At 69.7% G+C, this 13944-nt stretch carries 11 protein-coding genes; 6 read left to right on the plus strand and 5 right to left on the minus strand.

Features of this window, described 5'->3' with window-relative positions; translation table 11 throughout:
• Positions 1 to 98: 98 nt before the first annotated feature.
• Positions 99 to 1493 carry an amino acid permease gene (locus ACIBAG_RS08135; RefSeq protein ID WP_399102304.1) on the minus strand — a complete coding sequence of 465 codons (1395 nt, stop codon included), beginning with the start codon at positions 1491 to 1493 and terminating at the stop codon, positions 99 to 101.
• Positions 1494 to 1807: 314 nt separating this feature from the next.
• Here ACIBAG_RS08135 and ACIBAG_RS08140 point away from each other — a divergent pair, with 314 nt between their 5' ends.
• Entirely contained in the window at positions 1808 to 2389 is a 582-nt protein-coding gene (locus ACIBAG_RS08140) for a biotin transporter BioY (RefSeq protein ID WP_399102306.1), read from the plus strand.
• A gap of 100 nt (positions 2390 to 2489) precedes the next feature.
• Here the strand turns inward: ACIBAG_RS08140 and ACIBAG_RS08145 are convergent, their stop codons facing one another.
• Positions 2490 to 3218 carry a hypothetical protein gene (locus tag ACIBAG_RS08145; protein ID WP_399102308.1) on the minus strand — a complete coding sequence of 243 codons (729 nt, stop codon included), beginning with the start codon at positions 3216 to 3218 and terminating at the stop codon, positions 2490 to 2492.
• 258 nt (positions 3219 to 3476) lie between these two features.
• Between ACIBAG_RS08145 and ACIBAG_RS08150 the strand changes: the two genes are divergently transcribed.
• Positions 3477 to 5321: a protein kinase gene (locus ACIBAG_RS08150; RefSeq protein ID WP_399102310.1), complete on the plus strand. Its 1845-nt coding sequence runs from the start codon at positions 3477 to 3479 to the stop codon at positions 5319 to 5321.
• A gap of 124 nt (positions 5322 to 5445) precedes the next feature.
• On the opposite strand, the gene ACIBAG_RS08155 is transcribed toward ACIBAG_RS08150, so the two are convergent.
• Positions 5446 to 6939, minus strand: a complete 1494-nt coding sequence (locus ACIBAG_RS08155) for an amino acid permease (protein ID WP_399102313.1) — start codon at positions 6937 to 6939, stop codon at positions 5446 to 5448.
• Between the two features lie 217 nt (positions 6940 to 7156).
• Between ACIBAG_RS08155 and ACIBAG_RS08160 the strand changes: the two genes are divergently transcribed.
• On the plus strand, positions 7157 to 7642 hold the full coding sequence (locus tag ACIBAG_RS08160; protein WP_399102315.1) for a ribose-5-phosphate isomerase: 486 nt from the start codon (positions 7157 to 7159) through the stop codon (positions 7640 to 7642).
• A gap of 258 nt (positions 7643 to 7900) precedes the next feature.
• A complete protein-coding gene (locus tag ACIBAG_RS08165; RefSeq protein ID WP_399102317.1) occupies positions 7901 to 8716 on the plus strand; it encodes an Fpg/Nei family DNA glycosylase in 816 nt (271 codons plus the stop codon).
• A gap of 67 nt (positions 8717 to 8783) precedes the next feature.
• Here ACIBAG_RS08165 and ACIBAG_RS08170 read toward each other — a convergent pair whose 3' ends face one another.
• Complete coding sequence (locus ACIBAG_RS08170; protein WP_399102319.1) at positions 8784 to 10040, minus strand: GNAT family N-acetyltransferase; 1257 nt, start codon at positions 10038 to 10040, stop codon at positions 8784 to 8786.
• 163 nt (positions 10041 to 10203) lie between these two features.
• Here ACIBAG_RS08170 and ACIBAG_RS08175 point away from each other — a divergent pair, with 163 nt between their 5' ends.
• Positions 10204 to 11382, plus strand: a complete 1179-nt coding sequence (locus ACIBAG_RS08175) for a PP2C family protein-serine/threonine phosphatase (protein WP_399102321.1) — start codon at positions 10204 to 10206, stop codon at positions 11380 to 11382.
• 481 nt (positions 11383 to 11863) lie between these two features.
• Entirely contained in the window at positions 11864 to 12328 is a 465-nt protein-coding gene (locus tag ACIBAG_RS08180) for an HD domain-containing protein (RefSeq protein ID WP_399102323.1), read from the plus strand.
• A gap of 30 nt (positions 12329 to 12358) precedes the next feature.
• Here the strand turns inward: ACIBAG_RS08180 and ACIBAG_RS08185 are convergent, their stop codons facing one another.
• Complete coding sequence (locus ACIBAG_RS08185; RefSeq protein ID WP_399102325.1) at positions 12359 to 13561, minus strand: acyltransferase family protein; 1203 nt, start codon at positions 13559 to 13561, stop codon at positions 12359 to 12361.
• Positions 13562 to 13944 lie beyond the last annotated feature (383 nt).

The following is a 13944-nucleotide window of genomic DNA, read 5'->3' on the forward strand; positions in this document are numbered from 1 at the left end:
TCTTATTGCAAGTAACTTGCAACAACAAGCTAACAGCAAAAAGCCCCCGTGTGGATCACACGGGGGCTTTGGTGCCGTAGGAGCGGCGTCGCGGCGCCTCAGCTCTTGGCGCGCGTCTTCTGCCAGGCGTACCCGACGACCGCCAGGAACAGCGTCATCCCACCCGTCGAGTACAGCTGCACCCGGGTGTCCGGCTCCCGGGCCATGAGGACGAAGATCGCCACCATCCCCGCCAGCGCGACCCACGTCAGCACCGGGAACGCCCACATCCGCACGACCAGCTTCTCCGGTGCCTCCCGCTCCAGCCGGCGGCGCAGCCGCAGCTGGGAGACGGCGATGAAGATCCAGACGACCAGGATCACCGCGCCGATCATGTTCAGCAGCCAGGGGAAGACGTCGTCCGGCCGCCAGTAGCTCAGCACCACGCACACGAAGCCGAACACCGAGGACGCGAGGACGGCGATCCGCGGCACCCCGCCCGACACCCGGCCCAGCGCCTTCGGCCCCTGCCCGCGCTGGACGAGGGAGTACGCGATGCGCGAGGAGCCGTAGATGTTGGCGTTCATGGCGCTCAGCAGGGCCACCAGGACCACCACGTTCATGAGCTGGCCGGCGCCGGGGATGCCGAGGTGGTCGAGGGCGGCGACGTACGGGCCCTTCTCGACGATCTCCTTCGAGTCCCAGGGGACGAGGGTGACGACCACCGCCATCGAGCCGATGTAGAAGAGGGCGATGCGCCACATGGCCGTGCGCACCGCGCTCGCCACACCGCTGACCGGATTCTCCGACTCGGCCGCCGCGATGGTGACCGTCTCCATGCCGCCGTAGGCGAAGACGGAGGCCAGCAAGCCGATGATCAGGCCCTCGCTGCCATTGGGCAGGAAACCGCCCTCACCGGTGAGGTTCGTGACCCCCGGCGCGTCCGTGCCCGGCAGCACACCGGCGATCGCCAGCCCGCCCAGCACCAGGAACAGCGTGATCGCGCCGACCTTCAGCGCGGCGAACCAGAACTCGAACTCGCCGAAGTTCTTGACGGCGGCCAGGTTCGCGCCGCAGAAGACGACCATGAACAGCGCCACCCACGCCCACTCCGGCGTGTGCGGCAGCCAGGTCGTGACGATCTTCGCGGCGCCGATGCCCTCCAGGCCGACGGCCGTACAGAGCAGTACCCAGAACGACCAGCCGGCCGTGAAGCCCGCCCAGGGGCCGATGGCCCGCTCGGCATGCGCCGAGAAGGAACCGGACGAGGGGTACGCGGCCGACATCTCGCCGAGCATCCGCATCACCAGCATCACCAGGAGGCCGGAGAGGATGTAGGCGACGACGATCGAGGGCCCGGCGGCGGCGATTCCGGCACCGGACCCCACGAACAGGCCCGCGCCGATGACACCGCCCAGGGCGATCATCGACAGATGGCGCTGCTTGAGGCCGTGGTTCAGTCCGGGGGAGACGGCTTCCGCCTCGGGGGGCGTCTCTGTGGAGCTGTTCTGCATGGGCGCGGCTCGTCCAATGCGTGAGATGGGCAAAAACGCCCACAGTCTGGTTGTCCTCCCCGCTCAGAGGCGGCGGACGTCCACTATCCGGACACTGCGCATACGCTGTGTGACGGCCCTGTCGGGCGTGAGTCAGGCCTCCCTGTCGCCGTGACCGGTATCACCCCGGGCTCGGTGTTACCGGCAGTCTTTGTACGGAGCACACCAAGTGCGCGACTCCCCCTTTGTTGACTACTGACGGTGATCGGGCGCAACGGCCTGGGATAGCGTCAACGGGTCCCAGCCTGCCCACATCACCGATCCGCGGAGTCCCCATGAGCACCGCTGCCGCCGCCCCCGCCCGCACCGGGCAGGTCCTCGCCGACCTGCTCCCGGCCTCCCGAGTCCGCGACATCGCGCTGGTCGTCGGCGGTGCCGCGCTCACCGGCCTCGCCGCCCAGATCTCCGTGCCCGTGCCGGGCTCCCCGGTGCCGGTGACCGGCCAGACCCTCGCGGTGCTGCTGGTCGGTACGGCCCTCGGCGCCGGCCGCGGCTTCCTCTCCCTCGCGCTGTACGCGCTGGCGGGCATCGCGGGCGTGCCGTGGTTCGCGGACGGCACCTCCGGCGCCACGGCCCCGTCCTTCGGCTACATCCTCGGCATGATCCTCGCCTCCACCGTCGTCGGCGCCCTGGCCCGCCGCGGCGCCGACCGCACGGTGCTGCGCACGGCCGGCGCGATGCTGCTCGGCGAGGCGATCATCTACGCCGTCGGCGTCCCCTACCTGGCCCTCGCCACCGGCATGTCGGCCTCCGCGGCCGTCGCGGCAGGCCTCACCCCGTTCCTGATCGGCGACGCCCTGAAGGCGGCTCTGGCGATGGGCGCGCTGCCCACCGCGTGGAAGCTGGCCAACCGCTAGTTCTCGCCTGGTTCTCGCCTGGTTCTCGCCCAAGAGGCTCGCCGGTTCCGCTGCTGCCGCAGCCCCGGCGAGCCTCTTGGTGTTGCGGTGGTGCTGCCGCTCAGCCTTCCTGCGGCTTCCTCGGCCGCCGCAGCTGCGACCACCACAGTCCGGCCGCGCCCGCCGCGATCAGCGCCGCTCCGGCCGCGCCCAGTGGCAGGACGTCACGGCCGAGGCCGGTCTTGGGCAGCTCGTCGGCGCCCGGCGCGACCGGCTTGTTGTCGGTGCCGAGGAGCAGCGGGGTGGCCGGGGCGTCGGGCGACGGGTTCGTCGTACCGAACGGCACCGGGCCCTGCTGCCAGTACGTCTTCTTGCCGTCACCGGTCTGGACGGGAAGGCAGATCTTGCCGGTCTTGCTCAGGTCGTACGTCGCGTCGACGGCGTACGACTTCGACTCACCGGCGGGGAGATTGTCGATGGGGCAGCTGAATCCGCTGTTCGAGCCCTCCGGAAGACCGCTTTCCTCGATCGCTGAACAGCCCTCGACATTCTTGACGGTGAGGCCGTCGAATCCGACGACCAGAAGCCTGATCTCTCCGCTGTCCTTGGTCCCTTCGTTCTTCACCGTGGCGGTGATGTCGGTTTCTTGCGAACTGTTGTCCACCGAGATTTTTTCGGGCAGCTCAGTGGTCAGTTCCACACCGGCCGGCGCCTCGTCGATGACCTTTCCGCCCTTGCTGCTGCCGGGTCCCTGGTCGTCCGCGCCGGCAGTGGCGGAAAGAATCAGCACTGCCGAGAAAGATGCCACGACCAGCGATCCCGCGATGGCCGTCGTGCGACGAGAACTCATGTTCGCCCCCCTTGCCTGCGCCTGAATTCGCAGTACTTGAAGAGCTACCACAAGATTTCTCCGCACTATGCTGGTACGGCACGAAGTGTGACCATTGTGTTTCAATGGCGGAAGTCCGATGCGGCTTCGAGGGGGTGCAGTGGATTGCCGGGGAACACGGGAAATGCGGGAAACGCGGGAGCCGCGGGTAATGCGGGTGACGCGGGTGATGCGGGAACCTCGGGGAATACGAGAAGCGGCGGGCTTCCGGGGTTATTGGTGACCGGGCGCTACCGGTTGGTCGAGAGTATCGGCCAGGGGGGAATGGGGCGTGTGTGGCGAGCCGTCGACGAAATGCTCGATCGGCTGGTCGCCGTCAAGGAGATGCGCATCGACGGCCTCGACCCGGAGGACACCCGCACCCGCCGTGAACGCACCCTGCGCGAGGCGCGGGCGACGGCGCGGATCGACCACCCCAACGTCGTGCGGGTCTACGACGTGGTCGACGAGGGCGAACGCCTGTGGATCGTCATGGAGTTGGTGGCCGGCCGCTCCCTGGAACGGATCGTGGCGGAGGAGGGCCCTCTCGGCGCCTGCGAAACGGCCCGGCTCGGCGTGGGCCTGGTGGCGGCACTGCGCCAGGTCCACGCCCGCGGCGTCCTGCACCGGGACATCAAGCCGGGCAACGTCCTGGTGGAGGCCGAGGCGCAGGGGCCGAGCGGGCGGGGGCGGGTGGTGCTGACGGACTTCGGCATCGCGGCGATCCAGGACGCGAAGGCCCTCACCATGGTCGGCATGCTGGTCGGATCGCCGGACTACATGGCCCCCGAGCGGGTCTCCGGCCGCCCCCAGGGCCCACCGTCCGACATCTGGTCCCTGGGCGCCACGCTGAGCGCGGCCCTGGCCGGACGCTCCCCGTTCTCCCGCGACACGACCCTGGCAACCCTGCACGCGGTCCTGTACGAGGAGCCCGAACTGCCACCGACGGCGGGGCCGTTGAGGGACATACTCGCCGCCCTCCTGGAGAAGGACCCGTCGGCCCGGCCCGGCCTGGACGATCTGGAGACGGCACTGCAGCCGGTGGCCTTTCCGACGCCGCCCGTGCCGACGATGGCGGTGATGCCGGTGATGCCGGTGATGCCGGTGGTCGAACCCGAGCCGACGCCGGATGCCATCCCGCGCGACCCCCGGGGACCGGACGCCGCCGCCGTACCGGACGCCGCCGTACAGGACGCGATACCCCCGCAGCCCTCGAGCACCGAGCCGGCCCCAACGCCCACCGACTCTTCTTCGGCCACAGCTTCCTCCTCAGCCACATCTGCCTCGTCCGCCCTCGCTCCGCCCGGGACTCCCATCCCCCGCCGTGCCGGTGTTTCCCTGTCCCGAGCCGAAGCGGTGACCGAGCGGCGGCCGGCCCCGGAGCCGGAGTTCTCGCCCGGCGCCGCACGGCCGTACAACCCGATGCCGCCCGGAGAGCTCCCCGGCCCGCCGGTGCCGGCCGCACCCCGGCGTGGGCGGCGTCATACGGGCCGTATCGCCGTCGGTGTCGTCGCGGCGGGCGCTGTCGTGGCGGTCGTCCTGGCGACCGACTTGGGGTCGCCGGGAGGCAAGGAAGCCGGATCCTCGGCGTCCGCCTCGGCGGAGTCCTCCCCGGGCGCCGGCCCGTCGTCCACGGTCGAGGGCACGTCCAGGCCGCAGAGCCTGCCGCCGGGGTCGCGCCGGGAGGCGGGCGGGTTCGCGTGGGTGCCGCCCGAGGGCTGGCGGCGGGACGTCAAGACCGGGTCGGAGGTGCACTACACGTCACCGGACGCCAAGCAGGAACTCGCCGCCAAGTCGTCCCTGGCCCGCGACGACCTGATGGACTCCTGGCAGAAGTCGGAGAAGAACGCCCAGCAGGGGCAGCAGTACCGCAAGATCCGTCTGGAGCGGACGACGTTCCGCGGGCATCCGGCGGTCGTCTGGGAGTACACCTTCACGCTGCAGGGCGTCCCCTGGCACGCCCGGCTGCTGGGCTTCACCGTGGACGCCACGTCGTACCAGATCAACACCTGGTACCAGCCGGACATCGAGACCGAGGCCCTGCGGACCTACGAGAAGGTGAAGGACGGCTTCACGGTGCTGTGACCGTAACCGTAGGGGAAAAAGGGAGGGGGGGGGGGGGGGGGCGGCGCCCCCCCCCCCCCCCCCCCCCCCCCCCCCCCCCCCTCCACAGGCAGTCGACGGCCTCAGCCGCGGCCTGAGCCGGGACTCAGCCGGTCTTGACCTCGTCGCGCGGTGCGGCCGAGGCGGTCACCTCGACCTGCGCCGCGCGCCCACGGCCGACCTTCTCCTTCACGAAGGCGGTCACCAGCACGAGCGCCGCCACGAGAAGCGACAGCAGTACGGTCTTGCGGCCGTCGTGCTCGGTGTCGGTGAGCATGTAGCCGAGGACGAAGACGATCAGCGCGGCCGTGGCCCAGGTCAGGTACGGGTACAGCCACATCTTCACGACCAGCTTCTCCGGCGCCTCGGCCTGGATGATCTTGCGCATGCGCAGCTGCGAGAAGCAGATGACCAGCCAGACGAACAGGGCGACCGCGCCGGAGGAGTTGACGAGGAAGAGGAAGACGGAGTCCGGGTAGGCGTAGTTGAAGAACACCGCCACGAACCCGAAGACGACGGAGGCCAGGATCGCCGTGCGCGGTACGCCGTTGCCGGTCGTGCGGGCGAAGGCCTTCGGGGCGTCACCGCGCTCGCCGAGGGAGAAGGCCATGCGGGAGGCGGTGTAGAGGCCGGAGTTCAGGCAGGACAGCACCGAGGTCAGCACGATGAAGTTCATGATCTGACCGGCGTGCGGGATACCGAGGGAGTCGAGCGCGGCGACGTACGAGCCGTCCTTGGCGATGGACTTGCTGTCCCACGGCAGCAGGGACACCACGACGAAGATCGAGCCGAGGTAGAAGACGGCGACTCGCCAGATGATGCTGTTGGTGGCCTTGGTGACGGCCTGCTGCGGGTTCTCGGACTCACCGGCGGCCAGGGTGGCGATCTCGCTGCCCATGAAGGAGAAGACGACGAGCAGTACACCGGTGAGGATGGCTCCGGCGCCGTTCGGCAGGAAGCCGCCGTGTTCGGTGAGGTTGCTGATTCCGGCCTGGTCGCTGTCGACGCCCGGCAGCAGCCCGAAGACGGCCAGACCGCCGATGACGATGAACGCGGCGATCGCGACGACCTTGATCCCGGCGAACCAGAACTCGAACTCGCCGTAGGACCCGACGGAGACGAGGTTGGTGGCGGTCAGCACCACCATCACGATGAGCGCCCAGGCCCACTGCGGCACGGCCGGAATCCAGCCCTCCAGGATCACCGCACCGGCGGTCGCCTCGACCGCCAGCACGACGACCCAGAAGAACCAGTACAGCCAGCCGATGGAGAACCCGGCCCAGCGCCCGAGCGCCCGGTCGGCGTGGGCGGAGAACGACCCGGAGGTCGGGTTGGCCGCGGACATCTCACCCAGCATCCGCATCACCAGCACCACGAGCGTGCCGACGAGGGCGTAGGAGAGGAGGATGCCGGGGCCGGCGGTGGCGATACCGGAGCTGGACCCGACGAAGAGTCCGGCGCCGATGACACCGCCGATGGCGATCATGGAGAGATGGCGGTTCTTGAGCCCGGCCTGTAGGCCGTGACCACCGTGACCGCCGGGAGCGGATCCGGCCGGTCCGGCCGATCCGGCCGTCTTCTGGGTCGGCTGCGAAGTCATGGAACGGATTTCCTTTGCGCCGTGGGGAGCGGTTCTCGTACGGGTGGTGAACGAGCGGTGTACGAGTCGGACCAGTGAATCGGAGGAGAACTGATTCGGGAACCTTTGATTCGGGATTGTTACTTGAGGTTTCCTTGAGCTTCCATTGCGTGCGTCACATTTGACGCGATCGACACCCGACGCTGCTGCCCGGAAACAGCCGTGTCACACTCGTTCCATGCGCGTGTATCTCGGCTCCGACCATGCGGGCTTCGAACTCAAGAACCACCTCGTCGAGTGGCTGAAAGCGGCCGGCCACGAGCCGGTCGACTGCGGCCCTCACATCTACGACGCCCAGGACGACTACCCGCCCTTCTGCCTCCGCGCGGCGGAGCGGACGGCCGCGGACGCCGACTCCCTCGGCATCGTGATCGGCGGCTCCGGCAACGGCGAGCAGATCGCCGCGAACAAGGTGAAGGGCGTCCGCGCGGCGCTGGCCTGGAGCGAGGAGACGGCCGCGCTGGGCCGCCAGCACAACAACGCCAACGTCGTCGCGGTGGGTGCGCGCATGCACACGACGGAGGAGGCGACGAAGTTCGTCGAGACGTTCCTGGGTACGCCGTACTCCGGTGACGAGCGTCACACCCGCCGCATCGACATGCTCGCGTCCTACGAGACGACAGGCGACCTGCCCCCGATCCCGGCGCACCACCCGCAGCAGTAGCTTCCGCAGGTCACCTCTGAACGCCGGTCCGGTCTTTCAGCCCGTCTGGGGGTCCCCCCTGCTCGAAGAGCTTGGGGGAGTTTGAGGACGAGGCCCTTTAGGGGCCGAAGCGGGGTCTGGGGGCGGCAGCCCCCAGAATGACCGAGGGTCGAAGGGGCAGCGCCCCTGGGGGGACGGGACGGGACGGGTAGGGGCGGCGGGGGCGAGAATCTCCCGGCGTCAGCCGACGCAGCAGAGGCACACGAAGGGACCGCAACCGTGCCGGAAGGGCACACGATCCACCGGCTCGCCCAGGACTACGCGAGCCGGTTCGCCGGCACGGCAGTGCACGTCACCAGCCCCCAGGGCAAGTTCTCCGACGCCGCGGCCCTCCTCGACGGCGCCGAACTCACCCACACCGAGGCCCACGGCAAACACCTCTTCCTCGGGTTCCGCGACACCGACTGGATCCACATCCACCTCGGCCTCTTCGGCAAGGTCAACTTCGGCGACGCCCCCGCACCCCCACCCACGGACACCGTCCGCCTCCGCCTGGCCAACGCCACCGCATACGTCGACCTCCGCGGCCCCACCACGTGCGCCCTGATCACGCACTCCGAGAAGCAGGCGATACACGACCGCCTGGGCCCCGACCCCCTCCGCGCGGACACCGACGCCGACCCGCACCTGGCATACCGACGGATCTCCCGCAGCCGTACGACCATCGCCGCGCTGCTCATGGACCAGAAGGTCATCGCGGGTGTGGGCAACGTCTACCGTGCCGAGGTCCTCTTCCGGCACCGCATCGACCCGTACCGCGCGGGCAGGGACATCACCCCCGTGCAGTGGGACGCGATCTGGACGGACCTCGTCGAGCTGATGCGCGAGGGCGTCCGCAACAACCGCATCGACACCGTCCGCCCCGAGCACACCCCCGAGGCGATGGGCCGCCCGCCGCGCGTCGACGACCACGGCGGCGAGGTCTACGTCTACCGCCGGGCCAACCTGCCCTGCCACATCTGTGGCGGCGAAATCCGCACCGCCGACCTCGCCGCCCGCAATCTGTTCTGGTGCCCGGACTGCCAGACGCCATAGCGCCAGGGCATTCGGACGCCGCCCCAGGGGGATCGGACGCCGCCGCCCCAGGGCAATTCACCCCGCCTCAGAACCCGTGCGGCAGCCACGGCGCCACAGCCGAGGCGAACCCCACCGACGCCTCACCCAGCGCTCCCTGCCGCAACTCCCGTACCCGCCCGGCCGCCCCCAGCGCCGCGAGGCTCACGCCACCGAGGTAGGCCGCCCCCAACTCCCGTATGGACAACGAAAGATCGGCCGCATCCGCCGTACGCTCGCACGACGCACCCTTGGCATCCCCGCTCAGCCGCCAACGCCCGGTGTTCCAGGGGCAGAAGGCGTCCTCCACGTCGAACACCACATCCACCGGCGCCTGATACGTCCGCGCCGCCAGAGCGGCCCCGACGTCCACCAGCCGTACATGAAGCGCGTCCCGCACCCGCACGGCACACCGCCGGATGTCGGACACCTGGTACTGCCACGCCTCGTCGACCGGCCGCGCGTACGCCTTCACCGTGGACGTCAGGTCGATGCCGAACAGGAACCGCCACAGTGCCGCCTGCGCCGCGGGGTCGAGGGCCTGCACGTCCCGCAACCGCACCGCGCCCTTGGGCCCGTTGCCGTCCCACTCCGGCTTGACATGGAAGCGCGCGTACCCGACGACCTCACCATCGCGTTCCGCCAGCACGCACTGCAGCGGCGAAGCCCCCTCCCGCTCGCTCTCCGGATCGTGCACCCCGAGCCGCTCCCAGCCGGGCAGCCGGGCGATCATCCCCGGCCGCTCGGTCACCTTGCGCGCGTACAGGGCCTCGCAGACGTCGAGGACGTCGGCCGGTACGGCGTAGCGCAGCCGTACGTCATCGGTGCCGGGCGGCACCGACAGCCGCACCCGTGTCGTGTCGATCTCGGTGCTCACCTGGAAGGTGCCGACGCCGTAGCCGAACCGGCCGTAGATCTCCGGCTCGGAGGCGGTGAGCACCGCCAGCGGCCAACCCCACTCGCGCACATCGTCCAGCTGCCGCCGCATCATCGACGTCAGCACCCCGCGCCGGCGGTGGGTGGCGGCGACGCTGACCATCGTGACCCCGGCGGCGGGTACGGCGGCCCCGCCGGGCACGGTGAGCCGGAAGCTGAACGCACCGGCCGTCCCCACGCACGCGTCCCCGTCCCAGGCGCCGATGGAACGGTCGATCTCGGTGAGCGCGTTCCACAACTCCCGCTCCTCGGCCGCCTCCGGGACGCCGCCGAAGGCGCGGACGAGCGTGTCGTACCAGACGTCCCACTTGTCCTGCCGCAGTACCCGAAGCTCGGGACGACCGGTCTCACTAGCACTGTCTTTCGCCATGAACCAATCCCTACCAGGGCATTGCGGGACGAGCGAGGGAATTTCTCGTTGGCGGCGGCGAGACGGCTTTTCGTGAAGTTCACTGTGAAGTTGAACCTCGGACGGGGGACAAGTGGGACCTCCCGTGCCAAGCAGCTGGTCCGATGGATAGGGTCCCGAACTAATGGCAGCAGGACGAGAGCGGCGCACGGCGGCCGAGACGTTCACGGCCCGGTTGAGGATGCAGTGGCACCGGGCCCGCGTCGGCGTGCGCAGAAGCGCCGTGGACTACTTCCGCGGCGACGGCTCGGACTGGATCGCACTGGCCGGCCTGCTCCTGACCGTGCCGCTCATCTGCGCCGTGACGATGGCCAACCCGGTCTGGTTCTCACCGGCCGCGCTGGTCCTCCCCATCGTCGCCGGCGGTCTTCTGCTGCGCCCGGCGAGCCTGCTGGGCCTGTACGCGGCGGCGGCCACCGCACTGATCGTGGAGTCGGTGCAGCTCGGGCCGTACACGGAGGGCCCGTCCCGCGTGACCCCCGGCGTGGTCCTGGTGGTGGCGGCGTGCGGCTTCTTCGGACTCCTCATCGCCCAGTTCCGCAGCCGCGTGGGCGTGCCCTGGCGGCGTGGCGGCACGATGCTCTTCGACCTGCGCGAACGCATCCGCGTGCAGAGCAAGCTGCCGCAGCTGCCGCACGGTTGGCATCGCGAGATGGCCCTGCGCCCGGCCGGCGGCCAGTCCTTCTCCGGCGACTTCGTCGTCGCGGCCCGCACGAACGGCGGCCGCACACTGGAGGTCGTCCTGACGGACGTGTCGGGCAAGGGCATGGACGCGGGCTCACGCGCCCTGCTCCTCTCGGGCGCCTTCGGCGGCCTCCTGGGCAGCCTGCCCCCGCACGCGTTCCTGCCGGCGGCGAACGGCTACCTGCTCCGCCAGGACTGGGACGAGGGCTTCGCGACCTCGATCCACCTGGTCCTGGACCTGGACTCGGGCGACTACGAGCTGTACTCGGCGGGCCACCCACCGGGTCTCCAGCTCAGTGCGGGCAGCGGCCGCTGGGAGGAGAAGGCGGCCGAGGGCCCCCTGCTCGGCGTCTACGACGGCGCCCAGTTCGACCCGGTCAAGGGCTCCCTGCGCCCCGGCGACGTCCTCATGCTCTTCACCGACGGCCTGGTGGAAACCTCCGACCGCGACATCGTCGAGGGCATAGACCGCCTCACCGGCGAGGCCGACCGCTACGTCGCAGGCGGCTTCCACGGCGCCGCCTGGCACCTCATCGAGGCAGTGGCAAAGGACGTCAACGACGACCGGGCGCTCCTCCTGATCTGCCGCGAGGGCCCGACAACGACGACGCCCCGCTGACCCTCGCGCCACGCACGCGTGGGACGTCTTCTTCGGACGGCGGCGACTTCGCGGCGCCGGCCGGCGTCTTTCGGCTGGTCCTTCACTGGAGAAGGCGCTGGCTGGCGTTCTTTTTGTCCGTCCGGTGTTTGAGGAGGGGGCCGTTGCCATCCCTGGCCCTCATCCACCGGCAGGGGTGGCTTGTTCGGGCGGGGGTGACTTCTGGGCGCTGGCCGGCGTCCTTTCTGTCCGTCCGGCGTTTGCGGACGAGGCCGTTGCCATCCCAAGCCCCCACCCACCCGCAGGGGCGGCTTCTTCGGGCAGGGATGACTTCTCGGCGCCGGCCGGCGTACTTCCAGCCCGTCCGGCGTTTGAGGACGAGGCCCCTTAAGGGCCGAAGCGGGGGTCTGGGGGCGGCAGCCCCCAGGGCGGGTCGGGGTCGAAGGGGCGGCGCCCCTGGGGATGGGACGGGTAGGGGCGGCGGGGGCGGGACACTGGACCGGTGACCGAGACACCCCGCACCCAGCTGTCCCTCGCCGACGTGGAGGCCATCGCCCGCGCCGCCCACCAGGGCCAGACCGACAAGGCCGGACGCCCCTACGCCGAGCACCTGAGGGCCGTAGCCGACGGCGTACGCACCCGCGGCGGCGACGACGAGCAGATCGCCGCGGCCTGGCTCCACGACGCCGTCGAGGACGACGCCCTCGACGAACGCTGGCTGGCACAGGCCGCCCTGAGCCCCCGTACCAAGGCCATCGTGCTCGCGCTCACCAAGCGGGACGGAGAACCCCCGGAGACGTACGCACAACGCGTCCTCACCACCGACGGCGCGCTCCTGGTCAAACAGTCCGACCTGGCCCACAACGCGGACCCCGCACGCCTCGCCCTCCTCGACGAGCAGACCCGGAAACGACTGACCGAGAAGTACGCACGGATGCGCGCACTTCTCGGTCTGGTCGGCGAGTGACGGCCCCTCAAGGGAACCGGGGCATTCCGGTCAGGCGTTGACCTTCTCCCGAGCGGCCGAGCCTTCGCGCTTCTCGCGCTCACGCGCCAGCTGCGCCGCATCCCGCTTGAACGCCCACTCCATCTTGGGCTCCATCGCGAACCGGAACACCCGCTGCACCGGCTTGGTGCACAGCAGCGTGACGCCGATCGCCGCGCAGACAGTGACGAAGATCTCGCCGAGCGGGCGCTGCAGCCACGCGTGGTCGAACCAGCCCTGGTAGTCACCGGCCTTCACGACGAAGCCGTGCAGCAGATAGCCGTACAGCGTGCCCGCGCCGAGCGCCGTGAACCACATGTGGCGGCGCGGCACCCAGGCGAAGAAGCAGGCCGTCAACAGCAGCGAGCAGCCGAACATCGCCAGCACCATCACCGGCCCGGTCCACCACGGCGCGGCCAGCTCCTGCGCGGCGTCCCGGTGGTAGAACCACGCGGTGTTCATCCGCGGCACCGCCCACCACCCGAAGGCCAGCGCCACCGCGAACACCGGCACGGACAGGATCCGCACCGTACGCGTACGCACCATGTGGAAGTGCTCGGGCTTCATGACCAGACCCAGCACGAAGTACGGCAGGAACTGCAGCACCCGCTGCAGGTCCAGGTCGTCGCCGATCTCCGGGGTGACCGTGGCCGCCATGGCGAGGCCGAGCGCGACCGGCAGCGGCCAGCGCACCATCTTCCAGATGGGGGTCGTCATCCGCCAGATGAACAGCGCGCACAGGAACCAGGTCAGGTACCACGGGTCCAGGAGGCTGATCTCCTGGCTCGGGTCCTCGTCGATCCAGCGCTTGAAGAGCGGATAGGCCGTCTCGAAGACGATGTACGGCACGGCGACACCGGTGATCAGCCGCTTGAGCCGGCTGGGGGTCGCGTCGAAACTGCGCGAGAAGAAGCCGGAGATGATGATGAACGCCGGCATGTGGAAGGTGTACACGACGGTGTACACGGCCTCCAGGATCCGGCTGTCGCCCTTGATCGGCTCCCAGGCGTGTCCTATGGCGACCAGGACGATCGCCAGGTACTTGGCGTTGTCGAAGAACGCGTCGCGCTGCTTGGCACCGCCGGACGCGGGTCTGTTGTCCGCCTGAGCCTGCCGGCTCTGCGGTGAGCGCGGACTCGGCACGCCGTCCGCCGACGACTGTGCCGGGGGAAGGGGCGCCCTGTTGTGGCCGTGCGGTCGCAGCGAGTTCGTCACAGACCCTCCCGCGGGAATCCGGGGGAGTCGATCCAGGACCTCGCTGCGCATGCGGGGGACGAGACAGCGTGGAACATCTGAGGCACCCTAGCGTTGTCTGTGTGATTTCGTAAAACCCCCGAGGTCGTTCGTGGTTATTGCGCTCGATGACGCATGTACAGCGAACATGTACCTGTCGGACACCTGTTGGCCACCTGTCTTGTCCGGATTCATCCTGACTAAAAGGTGCATATGGTCAGGAATTGCCTCGGGCTCAATGATCATTGAATGATCATCGCGTCGAGAATTCGAAATGCCCGCGAACACGTTGTGTGCCGATGGAAACGATCCCGTCGAATTCCCTGTGCGGGTGTCCGGTCGAAAAGCGGTACGGGCGCATGACG

Source organism: Streptomyces sp. NPDC051243 (assembly GCF_044455405.1).
GTDB lineage: Bacteria > Actinomycetota > Actinomycetes > Streptomycetales > Streptomycetaceae > Streptomyces.

Coding starts and splice junctions, on each gene's coding strand:
- ACIBAG_RS08160 (WP_399102315.1), top strand. CDS start 7,157: ATGCGCGTGTATCTCGGCTCCGACCATGCGGGCTTCGAACTCAAGAAC.
- ACIBAG_RS08135 (WP_399102304.1), bottom strand. CDS start 1,493: ATGCAGAACAGCTCCACAGAGACGCCCCCCGAGGCGGAAGCCGTCTCC.
- ACIBAG_RS08145 (WP_399102308.1), bottom strand. CDS start 3,218: ATGAGTTCTCGTCGCACGACGGCCATCGCGGGATCGCTGGTCGTGGCA.
- ACIBAG_RS08175 (WP_399102321.1), top strand. CDS start 10,204: ATGGCAGCAGGACGAGAGCGGCGCACGGCGGCCGAGACGTTCACGGCC.
- ACIBAG_RS08155 (WP_399102313.1), bottom strand. CDS start 6,939: ATGACTTCGCAGCCGACCCAGAAGACGGCCGGATCGGCCGGACCGGCC.
- ACIBAG_RS08170 (WP_399102319.1), bottom strand. CDS start 10,040: ATGGCGAAAGACAGTGCTAGTGAGACCGGTCGTCCCGAGCTTCGGGTA.
- ACIBAG_RS08140 (WP_399102306.1), top strand. CDS start 1,808: ATGAGCACCGCTGCCGCCGCCCCCGCCCGCACCGGGCAGGTCCTCGCC.